Consider the following 19,309-nt stretch of genomic DNA (forward strand, 5'->3'; position numbering starts at 1 on the left):
TTATTGCAATTTCGTCAAAAAAGAGTAATATACCTAAATAGACATTGCATATCCACAATGGATATTGCAAATAGCTACTTAACATTGAAAATAACTGTTAACTTATATTAGACAGAAAAGGAGTGCAGATTATGCAGCTAACAAAGGGTGTCGAGCAGGCTATTTGTATTATTGTGTTGCTGGCGACGCAAGAAAGCAGCGCGCCGCTTGCTTCAGATGAAATTAGCAAAAGGCTGGGCGTTTCACCATCTTATATGAAGAAAATAACGAGGAAATTAGTCGTTCAAGGAATTGCTGTTTCGGTACCTGGCAATAATGGCGGCGTTTCACTAGCAAAATCGGCAACGCATATTACAATGCTTGACGTTATTGAAGCAATGGAAGGTCCGATACAATTATACCCAGATACAGGGTTAATTCGTCTGGCTTTTAAAGATGGAGAGTACGCACAAAAAGGACAAGAAATTCTTAAAAATGTTTTTTCACAAGGAGATCGGTTATTGATTGAATATTTATCTAAAGTAACAGCTGCTGATCTTTTAAAAGAAGGATTAGGAACATCAAATTTGCCAACGTTAAACTGGAATAGAGAAACGTTAAGTGATGTATTGAAAAAAGAACAGGATGATTTAAAATGAAAATGTTTAAACAGGAATGGAAGCAATTGTTTTCCAAACCACTTTTGTTAGGAACCATGGTTGTTATGATGTTTATCCCGATTATTTATAGTGGTTTTTTCTTAGGCTCGTCGTGGGACCCTTACGGAAAAACAGAACGCTTACCGGTAGCGGTCGTCAACGAAGATGTACCATCAGAATATGAGGGCAAGACACTTGATGTCGGTTCAGAGTTAGTTGGAAATTTAAAAGAGAATGATGCATTGGATTGGCAGTTTACCGATGCAAAAAAAGCAGAGCAAGGAATGGACGATGGGAAATACTTTATGGTTTTGACCATTCCAGAAAATTTCTCGGAACATGCAGCATCTGTAATGAGTGATGATCCAAAACCGATGGATTTACAGTATGAAACCAATCCCGGTCGCGGATTTTTTATAAAATCAATAAGTAAGCAAGCGACTACGACGATTAAAGAGGAAATTGCAGAAAGTGTGACAAAAGAATACGTAAAAGCAGTATTTGAACAAATTGATACACTGGGCGAAGGTTTAGGAGATGCAGCAGAAGGTGCGGAACAACTTGATGATGGAACTGTCAAATTACAAAAAGGCAATGCAGAATTAATCGCAGGGCTTGGCACACTTTCAGAAGGAAGTTTAACTTTCCAGGAAGGCGCAGAGCAATTAGAAATTGGTGCCGGACAGTTTGCTACAGGAGCCGCAGATTTAAATCAAGGAGCGAACCTGTTGAATAAAGGGATTATTTCTTATACAGCAGGAGTAGGCAAGTTGCAAAGCGGTGTGGTTGGACTTGCCGAAGGAACTGCAGAGCTAAATAATAATGGTCCAAAACTTGTTGAAGGATCACAAAAATTAGAACAAGGTCTAAATTCTCTCGTTCCAGGAGCAGAACAACTGAGTCAAGGTCTATCAGCTACTGAAGCTGGTAGTGCACAGCTAAATAATGGCTTACATGAGCTTCAAACACAAACAAGCGAGTTAACAGGGAGTTCTTCTGGCATTCAACAGTTGGTATTAGGTCAAGCTGCGCTTGGTGAGGGTCTTGCTAAACTGGCTAATGGCAGTACCACTCTTCAAGAGGGGCTTGGTGCATTAAATAACCAACTTCCAACACCAAATCAACTCAACAATTTGCAACAAGGTTTATTAGCTATTCAAGAAAACGTTAACCAATTAAATGGTGCTGTTTCAGCCAGTAGTGCACAGAATGCATCAAAATTGCAGGCGAATCTAGCGGCGGCGCAACAAGCCGTTAGCGAAATGCAGCCAACTTCTTCAACTGCAACAGTGGCAGCTCTTGAAGCAACAGCTACTTATAGCAGTTTAACTGCGGAGCAACAAGCCGAATTATCAGCTGCAGTAACTGGAAGTACACAGCAACAAGCAGCAGCACAACAAGGTGCATTTGAAACGCTCGAGAAAAGTCTTGCTGCTGTATCAGCTAACATAAACGAGCAAATTATTCCCGCATTTCAATCACTCGGATCCATGCCTGAGAAAGTAGCAGAATTGAACAGTGCTGTAGATCAAGTAAATCCTGCAGCCCAAGAAGCTCTTGGTGGATATTCAGCCGTCCGAAATGCACTGAACGATCAACTTATTCCAGGTGTGAAGAATCTCAATGCGGGAGCAGAGCAAGCGGCTGAGACAAGTGGACAACTTCTTGCGGGAATTGAAAAAACAGCAGAAAGTCTACCTCAGCTTGCAGATGCAGTTGACCGGTTAGCAGAAGGAAGCTCTTCACTGAATGACGGTGTATCTTCTCTTGCTTCAGGCTCAATTGGACTTGTTGAAGGTGCGAGCGCGTTGCAACAAGGGTCTATAGAATTAGAAAAAGGAACAACTGAATACACAGCAGGAGTATCAAAAGCAGCACAAGGAGCAGGGCAGCTTCAAGAAGGAACGGCTGAACTTGCGGCTAACTCTGCAGAGCTGAATTCTGGTTCCAGTGATTTGGCAAATGGTGCAAATCAGCTAGCCGAGGGCGTACCAGCGCTTTCAAGTGGTGCAGGTGAACTTGCTGGTGGAGCAACTGATTTACATAGCGGAGCCAGCAAACTAGAAGACGGCTCTGGTGAATTAGGTCAAGGCCTTACAAAGCTAGAGGAAGGAACTTCTGAACTTGCTACAAGTTTATCTGATGGCGCAGAAGACGTAGCAAGTAAACAAGTAACAGATGATAATTACGAAATGATCGCTGCACCAGCAACAGCAACAGAAAGTGAACGGAGCGATGTACCGAACTACGGTCATGCATTAGCACCTTATATTTTGTCGCTTGCTCTTTTCGTCGGAGCTTTATCTTTCAATTTAGTATTCCCAATTAACGCGCCAGCTGGACGCCCGACTTCAGGAGTTGGCTGGTGGTTTAGTAAGTTTTCACTTGGTTTTATCCAAGCAACAGCAGCAGCACTCATTGTTGATGCAATTATGCTGTTCGGTTTCCATCTTCAAGTCGATCACATCGGAGAGTTTATTGCGGTCTCAGTCATCACTTCACTTACCTACATGTTCTTGATTATGTTCTTAGGTATTACTTTTGGAAATCCAGGACGATTTGTGGCAATGATTATTCTCGTTCTCCAATTGGGTGCAAGTGGTGGTACATTCCCTGTAGAATTAACAAATACATTTTTCCAGACGGTGCATGATTTTGTTCCCATGAGCTATGCCATCCTCGGATTCCGAGAATCGATGTCTTCGGCATATGGAACACATACTTTCATTACGAGTATTTTAGTGCTTGGCGCTTTTATTGTCGTCTTTAATCTGCTGTTATGGCTAGTACTTAGCTTGCGAAGTCGTAAAGCATATAGATTAGCAGAAGAAAATTAAGTACAAGGGGCTGTCTCAAAAGGTCATAAACAATGACTTTTTGAGTACAGCTCCTTTTTTATTTTGTATGAAAGGTCTTTCGCTTTTTTAAAGGACTTTTGCATTGAAAAGAGAAAGTAAGAGTAGCGTAAAAATTACACCGAACAAAACTACGTGAATAGTAGGAAGGAGAGAAATCGAAAGTGCCATACATTCAGACAAGTAGATTGACCTTAATCACATTTACTGTGGCAATGATGAAAGCTGCAATTTCTAATAAGGCTGATCTGGAAAGGATCACAACATACCGAGTAGCTGACGGCTACCCGATGACTGCTTACAAAGAAATCATTCCATATAAAATAAAACAATTTAGCGAATATCCACACGAAAATAAATGGGAAGGCATACTTGTACATAATCAGACGCGAACCATTATAGGAGATATGGGTTTTCGGTACCGAGATGGCAAGCAAGATGAATTGGAACTAGGCTATAGCATCGTCCCGAGTTATCAAGGCCATGGCTATGCAACCGAAATGGCACAAGCTTTAGTAGCATGGGGGAAAACGCAGTCAGGTATCAACAGAATAATTGCCAGTTGCGATTACGACAACTTTGCATCTATTCGTGTGCTAGAAAAAGCTGGATTGAGAAGAGTTGAGAAAAAGGATAGTAAAATTTATTGGTCAACTTGAAAGGGATAAAAAATAAACCTTCATTGACTGATACGCAGTCAATGAAGGTTTAGACAAAGTGTTTATTCGACTGGAATTTTAGTGGCTTCTTTTCTGACAAAGTCACTAAATTCGTCGCCCCAATTACAAATAGATGTAACTACAGGCTCTAGACGAAGACCGATATCACTCAATTGATACTCTACTTTAGGTGGCACAACCGGATAAACAAAACGAGTTATGATTTGGTCTTCTTCTAATTCTCTTAGTTGCCTAATTAACATGCGCTGATTGGCTTGGGGAAGTTTTTTCTGTATTTCACTCAGTCGTAGTGGAGAATCATGTAATAGACACCAGATAACAGCTATTTTCCAACGGCCGCCAATAGCTGACAATGCCAAATCTTTTCCAGAGAAATAGGTTTTTTCTTTATAATGAATTTCCAAGTGTTCTCACTCCTTTATGTTTATACTAACCTGTAATGACAAAAAAGTCAGTACTGTTCAAAAGGACTTTAGTAAAAGATAAGTCTCGGCTAAAAAACAGTAGAAAGAGGGAGATGGCATAAATAAAAGAGCGGCGATTGCATTTAGATCAGAAAAAGTCCTTCATATGAAAAAGTGTGAAACTGAAAAATTAAAAACAAAAAAGTCATTATCAAATAATGACACTGATGAAACAATAGCTGAAGTTGACTGGAAGATTATTGGACTTAGACATCTCTTTTTGTATCTCGCTTAAACATTTGCAAAAGGAGTAGCCGTGTATAGTGACAAAATCGTCAGTATTGTTTAAAGGATTTTTGTATGTAATGATAGATACATAGTATAAAACAAACAAAAAGAAAGAAGGCATAAATATGAAAAGTAGAGCAGCAGTCGCGTTTAAAGCAGGAGAACCTCTTCAAATCGTTGAAATCGATGTAGAAGAACCAAAAGCAAAAGAAGTCATGGTAAAAATACTCTATACATCGGTTTGTCATACGGATGCGTTCACGTTATCAGGCAATGACCCAGAAGGCGTTTTTCCAGCTGTTTTAGGACATGAAGGCGGCGGTGTCGTGGTATCTGTCGGAGAAGGTGTAACGTCTGTAAAACCAGGAGATCACGTGATTCCACTTTACACAGCGGAATGTGGCGAGTGTAAATTCTGCTTGTCAGGTAAAACAAACTTGTGTAGTGCAGTGCGCGAAACACAAGGTAAAGGCTTAATGACAGACGGCACAACGCGTTTTTCTTATAACGGAGAGCCGGTTTATCATTACATGGGCACGAGCACATTTAGTGAATACACGGTTGTGAACGAAGTGAGCTTAGCAAAAGTGGATGAAGATGCTCCATTAGATAAAGTTTGCTTGCTTGGTTGTGGTGTTACGACAGGCATGGGCGCAGTGAAAAATACGGCGAAAGTTGAAGAAGGTGCTGTAGCGGCAGTCTTTGGAGTAGGCGCAATTGGGCTAGCGGTCGTTCAAGGATTGGTAAAAGCAAATGCCAGCCGTATTATTGTGATCGACTTGAACGAAGATAAATTTGAACTAGCGAAGAAAATGGGTGCGACTGATTTTATTAACCCGTCGAAATTCGATAAGCCGATTCAAGAAGTAATTGTTGAAATGACCGATGGCGGCGTTGATTATAGCTTTGAGTGTATCGGAAACGTTGAGGTTATGCGTTCAGCTCTTGAATGTTGTCATAAAGGCTGGGGCGAAAGCATTATCTTAGGTGTCGCAGGTTCGGGCAAAGAAATTAGCACACGTCCATTCCAATTGGTGACAGGACGCGTATGGCGTGGATCGGCATTTGGTGGTGTTAAAGGACGTACGGAATTGCCTGGCATGGTCAAAGACTTTATGAACGGGGACATTGATTTGGAGTCGTTTATCACGCATCACTTAGCATTCCAAGAGATAAACGAAGCATTTGAACTTTTGCATAAAGGTGAGTCGATTCGTACGATTTTAACTTATGGAGAGTGATACAATGAATCTTAAAAATGTTGAAACAAAAATAGCTTTTGACGGGGAACAACGTAAATACAGTCATTTTTCGGAAGCCTTGCAATGTGATATGACATTTAGCATTTACTTACCAACCAATAATGAAAAGAAAGAAATTCCTCTTATCTGGTGGCTATCAGGCTTAACGTGCACAGATGATAATTTTAGTCAAAAAAGTGGTTTTCAACGATTGGCTGAAATACACCAAGTAGCGGTTATAATTCCAGATACGTCACCGCGCGGAGAAGCTGTTGCAGATGACGCTGCTTATGACCTTGGACAAGGTGCAGGCTTTTATGTAGATGCTACTGAACAACCATGGTCAGAGCATTATAAAATGTATACGTACATTACAGAAGAGTTAGCTGAAATTGCGTCTACACTGGTCCCTCGTTTTTCAGGCAAAGAAAGCATCATGGGCCACTCCATGGGCGGTCATGGAGCCTTAGTCATTGGGATGAAAAATGCACAACGTTTTAAAGCAATTTCTGCTTTTTCCCCTATTTTGAGTCCAAGCCAAGTACCATGGGGAATAAAAGCTTTTTCAACTTATTTAGGCAAAGATAAAGCAACTTGGTTAGAGTGGGATGCGACAGAATTAGTAAAAACAACTCATGCACCACCTATCCTGATTTCTCAAGGAACTCAAGATTCGTTTTATCCAGAACAATTGGAAGAGACAGCTTTCTTAAAAAATGCTAAAGAAAATAACCAATTGGTGGAGTACACGAAAAACGCTGGTTATGATCATAGTTATTTCTTTATCTCCACTTTCTTGGATGATCATTTCGCCTTCCATATGAAGAACTTAAAATGATTCTCATTTTAAAATAAGATGTAAAATGGGACATGCCTACATTGCAGTTAAATGTGGGGATGTCCTATTGTTTTTAGTTCATTTTTTAAAAATTGCAAAGCAGATTGAACTTAAGAAACACTAGATGTAAGATTTTCTGCGATCAAGCCTAGTATGACGATACAAAAACAAATATGCGTTATAATCAAAACAGGATTGATGCTATTTGCTATTGCTATTTCAATGTATAGTTTGAAAATAACAACAAGTTCGGAAAAAATATGTTAACTAAGAGGTAGAGAATATATGGATATGAAAAAAATGTTAGTCAATGAACGTGTAAAACCATATTTGTCAAAAGCTCGTTACGGTGTTGAAAAAGAAGGTCAACGGGTTGATTTGACGGGGATGTTGGTTCACACAAACCATCCTGAAAATATAGCGATGAGCGATGACCATCCTTATATCAAACGTGATTTTGCGGAGACACAGATGGAATTGGTTACACCGGTTACGAATTCACTAAAAGAACTTTTTGATTACTTAACAGCTATTCATGAAGTGGCTTATCGGTCGATGGATGAAAACGAAATGCTTTGGCCACTAAGTATGCCACCGGAATTACCAAAAGACGAAAAAGATATTATTATTGCAAAATTAGCTGACGATGAAGGTGTTCAATACCGTCAATCATTAGCCCATTCTTATGGTCGTCGCAAGCAAATGATTAGTGGTATTCACTATAACTTTGAATTTAGTGATGAATTGCTCCAAGCTTTGTTTAAGGCGCAGTCTGAAATCATAGCTTTTCCTCATTTTAAAACTGAAGTTTATATGAAAATTACTCGAAACTATTTGCACTATAGATGGCTAATTACCTATTTGTATGGGGCCTCTCCTAGCAGTGAAAAGAATTTCTTTGACAATGATTCTTTAGATGAGCCAGTGAGAAGCATTCGAAGTAGCAAATACGGTTATACAAATCGAAACAATGTGCAAGTATCCTATAGAAGTTTAAAAACCTATATAGCTGATATTTCTTTAATGATTGAAAAGGGAATACTCAGTGAAGAAAAAGAGTTTTACTCGGCTGTCCGTTTAAGAGGTGGAAGTCAAGTTGCAGATTTAGAAGAACGCGGCATTGGATATATCGAATTAAGAAACATCGATATTAATCCTTTTGACAAAAATGGAATTAGCTATGAACAAGCAGAGTTTCTGCATCTGTTCTTGATTTATATGTTATGGAAAGATGAAGAGATGGATTGTGACGAATGGGTTAAAAAAGGAGAACTTTATAGCGAAGCAGTGGCACTTGAACACCCATTGGCAATTACACAATTTAAAGCAGAAGCTGAAACTATCGTTGATGAAATAGAGCAATTGACACAATTGCTAGGATTAGCTGTTTCTGAAGGCTTATTTGCTAATTTTAGAGAAATGTTACAAGACCCAAGTAAAACTTTAGCAGGAAAGCTTTTTGAAAAAAGTAAAGACAGCAGTCAAGGTCAAGTAGCCACGTGCATTGCGAAAGAATATCATGAAACTGCATGGGAAAAACCATACCAATTAACTTCATTTACAGATATGGAATTGTCCACTCAATTTTTAATATTTGATGCAATGCAGCAAGGAATTCAAGTGGAAATTGTAGACCGTCAAGATCAATTTTTAAAACTGAAGCTGAATAATCATATTGAATATGTCAAGAATGGCAATATGACCAGTAAAGACAGCTATATTGCGACTTTAATTATGGAAAACAAAACCGTAACGAAGAAAATTCTTCAGCAGCAGGGATTCCGTGTTCCAGCAGGTGAAGAATTTAACGACATTGAACAAGCTTTACAAGCCTTTGAGTTATTTTCCACTAAAGCTTTTGTCGTAAAGCCGAAATCGACAAATTATGGTTTGGGAATTTCGATTTTCAAAGAAGGGGCAAGCTATGAGGATTATCAAAAATCTCTTACACTGGCCTTTGAAGAAGATTCTTCTGTGTTAATAGAAGAGTTTCTTAACGGAACAGAATACCGATTTTTTATCATGAATGACGAAGTACAAGCCGTTATGTCAAGAATTCCAGCAAATGTCGTCGGGGATGGTAAACACACGGTTGAAGAATTAGTAGCTCGAAAAAACCAGGATCCACTGAGAGGCAGAGATCACCGAACACCGTTAGAAAAGATTCAATTAGGCGAGTTAGAAGTGTTAATGCTTAAAGGGCAAGGAAAGAAATTGGATTCAATTCCAAAAAAAGACGAAATCCTCTATTTGCGCGAGAACTCAAATGTGAGCACAGGCGGCGATTCAATTGATGTTACCGACCAAATTTCAGATGACTATAAAAAGATAGCTGTAGATGCAGTAGCTGCTCTTGGAGCTAAGATTAGTGGCATTGATTTAATTATTGAAAGTATTGAAGTTCCAGCGTCGGCTAACAATGCTTATGGAATTATTGAAGCGAACTTCAATCCCTCTATGTATATGCATATTTTCCCGTACAAAGGAAAATCGCGCCGCGTGACAATGAAGTTGATACGTTATTTATTTCCGGAGCTTGTGTAAGTTGATAGAGATCGAACTAAAAAAGATGACGTCGGCGTTTTTGCCGGCGTCATCTTTTTTGATTTAATCCTTATGAGAAACTGGAATTTCAGCATTCACTAATCTTTTTTTCATTAGTGGCATTAAAAAAGGATTTATTTAATTCATTTATTGTTTGGTCAAATAATCGTTGCCTTGCTTCTAGGCGATAAAAATGCCGCCAATAGACAAATACTTCCTTGGCTATCCCAATTTTTTTGGAGCCTTCTACAGCATTTAGGTTCTTGACTACACAAACTTCGTACATCAAGTCTTTTAATGATTTTTTGTATTCACTTTCAATTGCATTTTTAAAGTGCCTGTATTTCATTAGAAACCTCCTCATTCATAGTGACCTTGGATATGGTGAAGGGACATCCATTTATTTAAGGAATTATGAAAAACCAGCACAGGCAATAGCTTAATATTGCCTGTGCTAGTGTATTGAAATTCATTTGCTAAAAGATATTGTCTTATTTAAATGCAACATTGTGCTGAACTTGATCTTGGTTGGTCCATTCAATCGTTGTTCCAGGAGCAACAGTAATCGTTTCTTCGCCAAATGCATAATCTGCAATATCGACTTCTATTTTATCCATAGCTTCAGCACCTTCTTCAACAATCACGGTCATTTGCATAACAGGGTGCGGTTCACAGAATATCGAAAATTCACCTGCTTCGTTAAACACAAAGCTCGTCTTGTCTCCATTTGATAATAAATCAGAAGCGGTACCACTTTTCGCTTCAGGTGAGCTTTCTTCCACGGGTTCAGCCTCTGTTGTTTCTTCAGCTGGTTCTTCTTCCACAACTTCTTCCGCAGGCTCTTCTTCTACTTCTTCAGTAGTAGTTTCTTCTGCGGTACTTCCTTGTTCCTCAACTGCCGGTTCAGCCTTTTCGTTACCCGACGTTTGTTCTTCTCCACAAGCTGCTAATGACAAGATTGATGCAGCGAGAATAAACCCGAATTTTTTGTTAATCATTTTAGTTCCTCCTCGTTTTTTGTTCTTGCCTATAAAACGCAGTAAGGGGAGAATTAGATTACTTTTTTTGAAAAAAGATTTTTCCTTCTATATAAATGTGCAGAAAAGTCAATTGCTCATTTTGGGCGTAGAGCTAGTGCTTGATTCAACCACTATCACACACCAAAGTAGTTGCAATAGCTTAATGAAAAGAAAACAGATTGAGATTATCAATAATTATATGTAAATAAGCAAAAATCTTTTCTTGTATGTAGGTTGATTAAGCCTGTCTCTAATAAATGTTAATTCAATCTTTTTAAAAATAAAGTGATCTAAACAAATCCCCTTTGCGTTATGTCTGTATAACTAAAAAAAAACAAGAAAAAGGGAGCGATTTTATTATGAAATTAAACAAATTACTGTTAGCCCTACCACTTAGCCTAGCGTTACTTGTACCAACGGCAGCACTTGCCGACAGCCACGGCGGTCATTCTGCGTCAAGCGAAACCGCAACGGAAGTAAGCACGACAACACCTGCGGCGGAACTGCGCATTGCACTGGATACGACCTTAACAGAGCACGCATTTCTAGCAGTTGAAGCGATGCGGAAAGGCGTCGACGGGGCAGAAGATTTTGACCAAGCAGCCGGTGCCTTACTGGCAAACGCTGACGACTTGTCTGCAGCTGTTGGTTCAGTTTACGGGGAAGAAGGCGCCGCACAGTTTGACGAAGTATGGAAGTCGCACATCGGCTATTTCGTCGATTACGTGACAGCAACCGCTGAAGACAACCAAGAAGGCAAAGACCAAGCGTTAGCGGAACTGGAAAAATACAAAGTGGAACAATCGAAATTCTTTGATACTGCAACAGGCGGACTCTTGCCAGCAGCGGCGGTTCAAGAAGGATTGGACGTGCACGTCGATCAGTTGATCATGGCGTTTGACGCGTATGTGGCGGGCGATTTTGAAAAAGCTTACTCACTTGAGCGCGAATCGATTCAACACATGAGCATGTTCGCCGAAAGCTTGTCCATTGCAATCACGACTCAATTCCCGGACAAATTTGACAACACCAGTGCCGATACACCGGCCATTGATTTGCGTGCAACATTGAACCAAACGTTCACTGAACACGCAGGACTTGCGGTTATGGCGATGCAAGACGGCGCGGACGGGGCCGAAAGTTTTGACCAAGCAGCAGGGGCACTTCTTGCGAACGCAGATGACTTGTCAGCAGCCGTAGGATCGGTTTACGGCGACGAAGCCGGTGCACAATTTGAAGAAACATGGAAGTCACACATTGGTTACTTTGTGGATTACGTAACGGCAACGGGTGAAGGCAACAAAGAAGGGCAAGAACAAGCACGTGCCGAGCTTGATCAGTACATCGTAGACCAAGCAGCCTTCTTAGACGCAGCAACAGAAGGTCGCGTTCCTGCAGCAGCATTGGAAGAAGGTTTAACTGCCCATGTTGGGCAATTATTGGCAGCATTTGATTCGTATGTAGCGGGCGATTATGACGCAGCGTATAGCTCGATTCGCGAGGCGTATGCACACATGCAAATGCCAGCAGCCGGCTTGTCAGCAGCGATTGTCGATCAATTCCCAGACCAATTCGGCGCGACTGAAATGCCAGCCGAAATGCCAAAAACAGGCATGGGTGGTATGTCTGATACCGGATCATTCCCATTCATGTGGGTACTGGCCGGCTTAATGTTAGCGGCATTGACGACCGTAGTGGCGGTTCGTACACGCAAGCAATAAGCGTTAGTTTAAACGGAAAAGGGACTGTCTCCTAAGTCTCTACAATAAAACAGACGGAGAAAAGGGTGTCCCTTTTCTCCGTCTGTTTTTTAAAATTGCGACCTGTAATCTCGGATTTGCTGTGTGCTCTTTTGAATTTATAAGAATTAATTGTCGGGAATGTCCAATTGCCTTTAGTAGGACCGAAGATATTTTCTAAGTCAATTTTACGTCATTTTTTTAGATTCAAAGGGGCTGGACTCAAAAGGTTGCTTGCCATATTCATTTGTCATAGTCCTTTTTTTCAAATCAAGTGGTGTTAAAGTCAATAGACAGTCATGATTTTAACCGGCCAATAATGACTGTCATACAAAAACTCTTCCATGTAGTATGTAGGAAATTCCTACAACAGCATAGAAGAGTTTTTATGTATCTGTTTCTAACAAGTTATTCTCTTAAGCTTGTTCTGAGAAAGCTTTAAAGTCAGGCACAGTTGGATTTGCGATATAATGTCCGCCTTCGACTTGGATTGTTTGTCCTGTAATAAATTTAGATTCATCAGAGGCAAGGAAAAGAGCTGTATAACCGATATCGTCTGCTTCGCCATGGTAAGGAAGGGCATTGTATTTTTCGAAAATAGATAATACTTCAGGAGTTAAGTTATTTTTTGCAGCAGGTGTCAAAATTAGTCCTGGAGCAATCGCGTTGCATCGAATATTGTCTTTGCCGTATTGTGCAGCTGTGTATTTCGTTAAATTGACAACAGCTGCTTTTGAAGCACCATAAGCAGAACGAATAACATCTCCTGTAAATCCGGACATGGAAGCGGTATTGATAATCGAGCCGCCTCCAGCTTTAATCATGTGGGGAATGGCGAATCGAGCACCTAACAGCACGCTTTTCAAGTTTACATTCATAAGTCGGTCCCATTCATCCAAGTCAATGTTGACGACATCTAAATCTTTTTGAAGATTTGTCAAACCGACATTATTAAATAATACGGTAATTGTTCCGTACTGTTTTACTGTAAAGTCAACGGCTTCTTTGATGGAATCTTCTTTCGATGCATCTAAAAAGATACTCGAAGCCTCTCCACCTTCTTCGTTAATTTTAGCGGCAGCCTCCTTTGCGCCAGCTGTATTAAAATCAGCAATGACTACTTTTGCCCCTTCTTTTGCTAAAAGACTAGCTGTTGAAAGACCGATGCCAGAAGCTCCTCCTGTTATTAATGCTACTTTTCCGTGAACTCGTTTCATAGTTAACGCTCCTATCGATTACTTTTTTTGGTTTTCAAACTTTTTAATAATTTTTCGTTAATAGATAAGTATTGAGCAATCTCGTCTTCATCCAATACTTGGAACATTTCGATGTGCTGTTGTTTCCCTAACCTTTGCGCTTCTTGAAGCAATGAAGATCCTTTTGGTGTAACTTTCAGTAAAACTTGTCGACGATCACTGTCATTAAATGTCCGAATGGCCAGTTCAAGTTTCACAAGTTTGGATGCAATATTTGTCATGGCACCACCAGTAAAGCCAAGTAAATCTGCTAGTTTCATTTGGTTTTGCGGACCGTTCCGTTCTAATTCGCTTAAAACCAATATAGGAGAAACACCTATATTATGAGGGAAAATATCATTCCAATCAACGATTGCTCTGTTCGTGATCGCTTCTACTGTGTGGATAAGTTTAAATAAATTTTCTGTCTCCAATTCGTTTCACGCTCCAATTCTAATTTTCTGTTTGAAAAAAAGATACACAGAAAACACGTATCGTTATGTGTATAGATTGAATTTTTAGCTCATAAGAGGGATTACTCACAAAAAATACTTTAACACTAAAGTATTTAATATTAAAGTAATTAGATTGCGATTTTGAGTAGATAGTACAAATAATTATAAATTGTTAACTTTGTGGCTATGCTAAGGATGACTAGAGTGTGCGTCAAGACTTTGATTCTTCTTCCATTAAACGGTTTTTCGTTCAATCATTTTTACAAAAAGCTCATCATGATGAATTTGTCGATGATTAATAGCTTGCAGCAATAGATTTTTTCCTATTTCTACTAATGGGATTTCAAGAGTGGTTATGTTCATGACTTGTGCAATGGGCTGATTGTCAAAACTTAGAATGGCCAATTGATCTGGTACCGATATGTCCTCTTCCATGCAACAAACCAATATTCCAGCAGCTACTTGATCGTTAGTAACGATCAAAGCTGTAGGAGGACTGTGCATACCAATCAGTCGCTGTATTACGGTTTGTCCATCTTCAAAGTATAAGCAATCATAAAATACATAGTCGGGAACAAACGGCTCATTTATTTTTTTGAGAAAATCTTCATAAGCTCTTTCTCTATATCTACTATTAGACCCTGAATTCCGCGCTAAACAGTAACCAATTTTTTTATGCCCTTTGCTATGCAAATAATTCAGTGCTTGAGAAAAGCTTTTGTAATGATCAACGAAAGTAGAAGACATGTTTTTTTCTCTGCTATCTTCACACAGGGTAATGGGACCGTATTTAGTATAGTCATCTACCACGCTAAATGGAGAATTTCTAGAACAAATGATTAACGCATCGATTTGCTTATGCTTCAGCATTTCCAACGCTTCGATTTCTCTTGTTTCTTCGTAATTTGTTTGAAAAAGAACTAATTTATAATTATTTTTAACCGCTTCGTTGGCTATTCCTTCAACCAATAAACCAAAATAGGGGTGATTTACAAAAGGGACAATCACACCAATTAGCATGGTTTTGCCTTTACTTAAATGTACAGCATTTAAGTTTCGTTGATAATTGGATGCTTTCATAGCCTGTTCGACTGCATTCCGTTTGTTTTCACTAACATACGGATGATTGTTTAATACGCGGGAGACTGTCGCTACTGAAACTCCTGCCATTTGAGCGAGTTCTTTAATATTTGCCACGTTGATCACTCCTATTTAAAGTTAATTTCTGTGCTTGCTCTGAAACCCGTTTCATACGCTATGCTTAACGAAACAGGGGAGGGAGGTATTAAAATGTCCATATTAATAGGGCTGGCAAGTTTATGTATGATGTGTATGTTTGTTGTTATTTTTGCATCATTTCCTATTTCTGAATACACGAAAAAAAGGCGAACAACATTAAATGCTGTAGGTGATAATAGGGATCATTATGGATTTTTGTTTATTGTTTATGACGAGTCGACTAATACTCCTAAAATATAAAAGAAATAAGTTTTTTCTAAGTGAGTGATGAAAATTAATTAGTCATTTCAGTATAACCTCGTTAGACGTATTTTGGCTTTCAGTTCTGTTAAGCTGATTATAACTGTGAATGCTTTTTACAGAAAGTTACCTATTTTTATATCAAGAGTGGCTCATTCATCAAAAAAACTTCAAAATTAAAAGAGCAATCCAAACATCAGTACTGATGTTTGGATTGCTCTTTCTATTGTTAGGTTAGTTAATTTTTTTTAATTCTTGTAGTACATCTGAAGGTTCAACACGGTCTTTATAATCTGATTTTGTGTATTCATAAGCGATTGTACCATCTGTCTGAATGATGTAAGTTGCAGATACAGGAAGTGTCCAGGTATCGTCTCCGTTGTGTTTAGCTACATCTAGACCGATAGCTTTATAAAGCTCAACCAGGTATTCTGGCAATTGGTAAACCAAATTAAATTGGTTTGCTACGTTATTGCCTTCATCGCTTACTACCAAGTACTCTAAATTGTGCTTTTCTTGAATAGACATGGACTGGTCTGGTGTTTGCGGGCTAATGGCAATTAGTTCAGCGCCTTGGTCGTGAATTTCTCCAATAATCTGCTGGTAAGCGCGTAGTTCCATGTTGCAATACGGACACCAATTCCCGCGATAAAACGTTAACACGACAGGACCTTTTTTTAGCTGCTCGTATAGTTCAACCGTTTCGCCTGCGGCATTAGGTAAGTTAAAGTTTGGTGCTTGTTCGCCTGTTCTTAATCCTTTTCCTTCGTTCGATGCTTCTAATTCTTCAATCGCATGTTGCATTTTTACTTGAACTTCTTTTGGCTTGTTGGCTTTAAATTTCTCAATATATTCATTAATTTCTTGTGTCATCGTTGTCATAAATTACATCTTCCTTTCAGTTAACTAGTTGGATTGCTAGGATAAACGCCGGTATAAGTGCATATCAACAGTGAATAGAATGATAGCAAAAACGTTCTTATTAAGAAATGTGTTTTTGGGCGATTGAAAGAATTTCTTCTTTTGGCTGGAAGCCAACTGATTTCTCCATCAATTCTCCATCTTTAAAGAAAAGAAGTGTCGGAATGCTCATAACGCCATATTTTTGTGCTGTTTCTTGATTGTTATCAACATCTAATTGAACGACGCTTATTTGGTTATGTTGGTCCTCATTAATTTCTTCTAATGCAGGAGCGATCATCTTACAGGGTGCACACCAAGCTGCGCCGAGTTCGGCAATGACAAACCCTTTTTCAGTTGCTTGAACAAATGTTGAATCCGTAACATCTTTAATCGACATAGTATCTCTCCTCTTCTTGTTTTATAACCATTTAATTAACTTCTTGTGGTTAGAATTAAACTTTACGGTATGATAGTATGTAAGTCAATCAATCAGTTTTAAGGAGTGTTCAGAATGGAGAACAATATGGAAACAAAATATTCTTTCGTGAGTCAGTATCTTTTCATTAATTTTTTAAATACGATCAATATCAAAAAAATTACAGCGATAGACTTTCTTGAAGAAAAAAGAGGCATAGATGACTGGCTAGCATTTTTGGGAAGTCAGGAAGTACTAAATCTGCAGCAAGTAGAAAAACTTAAAAGCTCGCCAGTTGAAGCTAAAGAGCTGAAAGTTTTTCGCGATCAGTGGAGAAATTATTTCTCCACTGATCAAAGAGACAAAAGTTCTTTGGACTCTTTGGTAGCACACACAACAAAAGTTCCTTTGTATTTCAACAAAGTATGTGAGCCTATTCCGAGTAAAGGCGGAACAGAAGGATTGTTAGCGCTCTTGTCGTATGACATGCTGCTGGCATTACAAAGCGGAGTTTTCGAAAAAATAAAGAAATGCGAGAGTTCGCTTTGCTATGCTTTTTTTGTAGACATAAGTGGAAAACGTAAATGGTGTTCGATGGAAATTTGTGGGAATCGAGAAAAAGCAAGGAGACATTACTCGAAAAAAATCAAAGAATGATTTTCATAGACTGCGTCATAAGTTTCTAAAATAAGATTGGTAGAGAAAAGGTTTGATTTTTCTCTACCAATTTTTGCGTTCTATGCAGTTTGAAATGAAAGAGACAAAGAGCAAATAGCTTCCTTCATTCATTTTTTCTGACGACTATGCTTAACACTCTATACTTTCACTACATTGAAAATATAGACATACACAAGCTTTTCCTATTTACAATCCTACTCAAAAAGTATAAGATAAAGAAAAAGTTTCCTGTAGGAAAAATATTTCACAACGGAAAATAAATGGCGGAGGGGAAGTAAAATGGTTCCTGCAATTAAAGTGCAAAATATCCAGGTCTCTTATTTTGGCAGACCAGCAATTGATGCAATTGATTTGACGCTTGAACAAGGAAAAGTCTTAGGAATTATTGGTCCTAACGGCGCGGGTAAATCAACGCTATTAAAAGCATTATTAAATCTTGTCTCCATTGATCAAGGTAGTATTGAAATATTTGGAGAGACATTAAAGGAAAATCGCAAGCGAATCGCATATGTACCTCAAAGAAATCAGTATGACTGGGATTTTCCAATTCATGTTCTTGATACTGTGTTGATTGGCACTTATCCGAATTTGGGCATATTCAAGCGTCCAAAGAAAAAAGACAAAGAATGGGCTTATGAATGCCTGAAAAAAGTGGGGATGGAAGAGTTTTCTAATCGTCAAATAGGCGAATTATCCGGTGGGCAGCAACAGCGTGTCTTTCTTGCCAGAGCACTTGCGCAAAAAGCAGACATTTTCTTTTTAGACGAGCCATTTGTCGGAATTGATGTCTCTAGTGAAGAAATGATCGTTAAACTCTTGAAAGACTTACGCGATCAAGGCAAAACAGTAGTAGTCGTTCACCACGATTTAAGTAAGGCAAATGAATACTTTGATGAGTTGTTGTTATTGAACAAACAAGTCATTCAATTTGGTAACCCACAGCAAGTATTGCGTCCAGAAGTTATGCGCAAAGCGTATGAAAGTGAATTATCTTTTCTATTTGAAGTTGGGGTGAACTAATTATGGCTTTTATTGAAGGACTGATTGAATATGACTTTTTGCAAAAAGCATTGCTTACATCGATTATGGTCGGTGTCATTTGCGGAGTCATCGGTTGTTTTATCATCTTAAGAGGAATGGCGCTTATGGGAGATGCTATTTCACATGCTGTTTTACCGGGAGTGGCAATCTCTTACGCACTTGGCATCAGCTTTTTCTTCGGTGCCGTGTTTACAGGCGTATTAACAGCGATTGGTATCGGTTTTGTTAGTCAAAATAGCCGAATCAAACAAGATACGTCAATCGGCATAGTATTTTCTGCAGCATTTGCACTAGGTGTTATTCTCATAACGGTGCTTGAAAGCAGTACAGATTTGTACCATATCTTATTTGGTAACGTATTGGCTGTACGGCCTTCAGATATGTGGATTACGTTAGGTACAGGGTTGGTTGTACTGGTTTCTGTTTTTGTTTTTTACAAAGAACTTCTTGTTACGTCTTTTGACGAAACAATGGCACAAGTATACGGACTACCAGTGAGACTGATTCATTACTTTTTAATGACCTTACTGACGATGGTTACAGTTGCTTCACTTCAGACCGTGGGTATTATCCTTGTAGTTGCCATGCTGATTACACCTGCAGCAACAGCTTATCTCCTGACCGATCGTTTATCGACAATGATTTTCTTATCGGCTTCAATAGGAGCAAGTGCAGCTGTAATTGGTTTGTATTTCAGTTTTACTTACAATTTGGCCTCAGGTGCAACGATAGTGCTTGCCGCGACAGCTCTTTTCATCGTAGCTTTTCTTTTTTCACCAAAACAAGGAATTTTATGGCGGAAAATAAGCACAATGAAAAAAAGACAACTAGCTAATTGAACTTGTAAAGAAAAAGGA

Annotated in this window: 18 protein-coding genes; 10 read left to right on the forward strand and 8 right to left on the reverse strand. The window is 39.0% G+C overall.

Features of this window, described 5'->3' with window-relative positions:
• The first annotated feature begins 131 nt into the window (after positions 1-131).
• From FQ085_RS12875 to FQ085_RS12885, 3 genes are all read left to right on the forward strand, one after another.
• The gene (locus tag FQ085_RS12875) at positions 132-638 is read left to right on the forward strand and encodes an RrF2 family transcriptional regulator (RefSeq protein WP_058385171.1); all 507 of its coding nucleotides are present in this window, start codon (positions 132-134) and stop codon (positions 636-638) included.
• Positions 635-3,475, forward strand: a complete 2,841-nt coding sequence (locus FQ085_RS12880) for a YhgE/Pip domain-containing protein (protein ID WP_149456791.1) — start codon at positions 635-637, stop codon at positions 3,473-3,475. Before FQ085_RS12875 ends, FQ085_RS12880 begins: the two co-directional genes overlap by 4 nt.
• A gap of 182 nt (positions 3,476-3,657) precedes the next feature.
• A complete protein-coding gene (locus FQ085_RS12885) occupies positions 3,658-4,152 on the forward strand; it encodes a GNAT family N-acetyltransferase (protein ID WP_058385173.1) in 495 nt (164 codons plus the stop codon).
• A gap of 62 nt (positions 4,153-4,214) precedes the next feature.
• On the opposite strand, the gene FQ085_RS12890 is transcribed toward FQ085_RS12885, so the two are convergent.
• Positions 4,215-4,577, reverse strand: a complete 363-nt coding sequence (locus FQ085_RS12890) for a winged helix-turn-helix transcriptional regulator (protein WP_058385174.1) — start codon at positions 4,575-4,577, stop codon at positions 4,215-4,217.
• A gap of 413 nt (positions 4,578-4,990) precedes the next feature.
• Between FQ085_RS12890 and FQ085_RS12895 the strand changes: the two genes are divergently transcribed.
• The 3 genes from FQ085_RS12895 to gshAB all read left to right on the forward strand — a co-directional run bounded on the left by FQ085_RS12895 (position 4,991) and on the right by gshAB (position 9,488).
• Positions 4,991-6,106, forward strand: a complete 1,116-nt coding sequence (locus FQ085_RS12895; RefSeq protein WP_149456792.1) for an S-(hydroxymethyl)glutathione dehydrogenase/class III alcohol dehydrogenase — start codon at positions 4,991-4,993, stop codon at positions 6,104-6,106.
• A 4-nt stretch (positions 6,107-6,110) separates the two neighbouring features.
• Positions 6,111-6,944 carry an S-formylglutathione hydrolase gene (gene fghA / locus FQ085_RS12900; RefSeq protein ID WP_058385176.1) on the forward strand — a complete coding sequence of 278 codons (834 nt, stop codon included), beginning with the start codon at positions 6,111-6,113 and terminating at the stop codon, positions 6,942-6,944.
• A 285-nt stretch (positions 6,945-7,229) separates the two neighbouring features.
• Positions 7,230-9,488, forward strand: a complete 2,259-nt coding sequence (gene gshAB / locus FQ085_RS12905) for a bifunctional glutamate--cysteine ligase GshA/glutathione synthetase GshB (RefSeq protein WP_149456793.1) — start codon at positions 7,230-7,232, stop codon at positions 9,486-9,488.
• Between the two features lie 88 nt (positions 9,489-9,576).
• Here gshAB and FQ085_RS12910 read toward each other — a convergent pair whose 3' ends face one another.
• Both FQ085_RS12910 and FQ085_RS12915 read right to left on the reverse strand, forming a co-directional pair.
• On the reverse strand, positions 9,577-9,837 hold the full coding sequence (locus FQ085_RS12910; protein ID WP_149456794.1) for a hypothetical protein: 261 nt from the start codon (positions 9,835-9,837) through the stop codon (positions 9,577-9,579).
• A 142-nt stretch (positions 9,838-9,979) separates the two neighbouring features.
• Positions 9,980-10,486, reverse strand: a complete 507-nt coding sequence (locus FQ085_RS12915; RefSeq protein WP_149456795.1) for a plastocyanin/azurin family copper-binding protein — start codon at positions 10,484-10,486, stop codon at positions 9,980-9,982.
• A 380-nt stretch (positions 10,487-10,866) separates the two neighbouring features.
• On the opposite strand from FQ085_RS12915, the gene FQ085_RS12920 reads away from it, so the two are divergent.
• Complete coding sequence (locus FQ085_RS12920) at positions 10,867-12,228, forward strand: copper amine oxidase (protein ID WP_149456796.1); 1,362 nt, start codon at positions 10,867-10,869, stop codon at positions 12,226-12,228.
• A gap of 434 nt (positions 12,229-12,662) precedes the next feature.
• Here FQ085_RS12920 and FQ085_RS12925 read toward each other — a convergent pair whose 3' ends face one another.
• From FQ085_RS12925 to trxA, 5 genes are all read right to left on the reverse strand, one after another.
• Positions 12,663-13,463: an SDR family NAD(P)-dependent oxidoreductase gene (locus FQ085_RS12925; protein WP_058385181.1), complete on the reverse strand. Its 801-nt coding sequence runs from the start codon at positions 13,461-13,463 to the stop codon at positions 12,663-12,665.
• A gap of 11 nt (positions 13,464-13,474) precedes the next feature.
• Positions 13,475-13,915, reverse strand: a complete 441-nt coding sequence (locus tag FQ085_RS12930) for a MarR family winged helix-turn-helix transcriptional regulator (RefSeq protein WP_058385182.1) — start codon at positions 13,913-13,915, stop codon at positions 13,475-13,477.
• A 255-nt stretch (positions 13,916-14,170) separates the two neighbouring features.
• A complete protein-coding gene (locus tag FQ085_RS12935) occupies positions 14,171-15,133 on the reverse strand; it encodes a LacI family DNA-binding transcriptional regulator (protein WP_149456797.1) in 963 nt (320 codons plus the stop codon).
• 516 nt (positions 15,134-15,649) lie between these two features.
• The gene (locus tag FQ085_RS12940; protein ID WP_149456798.1) at positions 15,650-16,297 is read right to left on the reverse strand and encodes a peroxiredoxin-like family protein; all 648 of its coding nucleotides are present in this window, start codon (positions 16,295-16,297) and stop codon (positions 15,650-15,652) included.
• A gap of 100 nt (positions 16,298-16,397) precedes the next feature.
• Positions 16,398-16,715, reverse strand: coding sequence for a thioredoxin (trxA, locus tag FQ085_RS12945; protein WP_149456799.1), 318 nt, complete (start codon positions 16,713-16,715; stop codon positions 16,398-16,400).
• A 126-nt stretch (positions 16,716-16,841) separates the two neighbouring features.
• On the opposite strand from trxA, the gene FQ085_RS12950 reads away from it, so the two are divergent.
• From FQ085_RS12950 to FQ085_RS12960, 3 genes are all read left to right on the forward strand, one after another.
• On the forward strand, positions 16,842-17,390 hold the full coding sequence (locus FQ085_RS12950) for a CGNR zinc finger domain-containing protein (protein WP_262499796.1): 549 nt from the start codon (positions 16,842-16,844) through the stop codon (positions 17,388-17,390).
• Between the two features lie 300 nt (positions 17,391-17,690).
• Positions 17,691-18,431: a metal ABC transporter ATP-binding protein gene (locus tag FQ085_RS12955; RefSeq protein ID WP_058385188.1), complete on the forward strand. Its 741-nt coding sequence runs from the start codon at positions 17,691-17,693 to the stop codon at positions 18,429-18,431.
• 2 nt (positions 18,432-18,433) lie between these two features.
• Positions 18,434-19,291, forward strand: coding sequence for a metal ABC transporter permease (locus tag FQ085_RS12960; protein WP_071154592.1), 858 nt, complete (start codon positions 18,434-18,436; stop codon positions 19,289-19,291).
• Positions 19,292-19,309: the final 18 nt, after the last annotated feature.

The sequence above is a fragment of the Planococcus sp. ANT_H30 genome, from assembly GCF_008369335.1.
Lineage (GTDB): Bacteria > Bacillota > Bacilli > Bacillales_A > Planococcaceae > Planococcus > Planococcus kocurii.

Excerpts from the sequence above, each read along its gene's own strand:
- FQ085_RS12875 (WP_058385171.1), top strand. The coding sequence starts at position 132 with ATGCAGCTAACAAAGGGTGTCGAGCAGGCTATTTGTATTATTGTGTTG.
- FQ085_RS12880 (WP_149456791.1), top strand. The coding sequence starts at position 635 with ATGAAAATGTTTAAACAGGAATGGAAGCAATTGTTTTCCAAACCACTT.
- FQ085_RS12895 (WP_149456792.1), top strand. The coding sequence starts at position 4,991 with ATGAAAAGTAGAGCAGCAGTCGCGTTTAAAGCAGGAGAACCTCTTCAA.
- fghA (WP_058385176.1), top strand. The coding sequence starts at position 6,111 with ATGAATCTTAAAAATGTTGAAACAAAAATAGCTTTTGACGGGGAACAA.
- gshAB (WP_149456793.1), top strand. The coding sequence starts at position 7,230 with ATGGATATGAAAAAAATGTTAGTCAATGAACGTGTAAAACCATATTTG.
- FQ085_RS12910 (WP_149456794.1), bottom strand. The coding sequence starts at position 9,837 with ATGAAATACAGGCACTTTAAAAATGCAATTGAAAGTGAATACAAAAAA.
- FQ085_RS12915 (WP_149456795.1), bottom strand. The coding sequence starts at position 10,486 with ATGATTAACAAAAAATTCGGGTTTATTCTCGCTGCATCAATCTTGTCA.
- FQ085_RS12920 (WP_149456796.1), top strand. The coding sequence starts at position 10,867 with ATGAAATTAAACAAATTACTGTTAGCCCTACCACTTAGCCTAGCGTTA.
- FQ085_RS12925 (WP_058385181.1), bottom strand. The coding sequence starts at position 13,463 with ATGAAACGAGTTCACGGAAAAGTAGCATTAATAACAGGAGGAGCTTCT.
- FQ085_RS12940 (WP_149456798.1), bottom strand. The coding sequence starts at position 16,297 with ATGACAACGATGACACAAGAAATTAATGAATATATTGAGAAATTTAAA.
- trxA (WP_149456799.1), bottom strand. The coding sequence starts at position 16,715 with ATGTCGATTAAAGATGTTACGGATTCAACATTTGTTCAAGCAACTGAA.
- FQ085_RS12950 (WP_262499796.1), top strand. The coding sequence starts at position 16,842 with ATGGAAACAAAATATTCTTTCGTGAGTCAGTATCTTTTCATTAATTTT.
- FQ085_RS12955 (WP_058385188.1), top strand. The coding sequence starts at position 17,691 with ATGGTTCCTGCAATTAAAGTGCAAAATATCCAGGTCTCTTATTTTGGC.
- FQ085_RS12960 (WP_071154592.1), top strand. The coding sequence starts at position 18,434 with ATGGCTTTTATTGAAGGACTGATTGAATATGACTTTTTGCAAAAAGCA.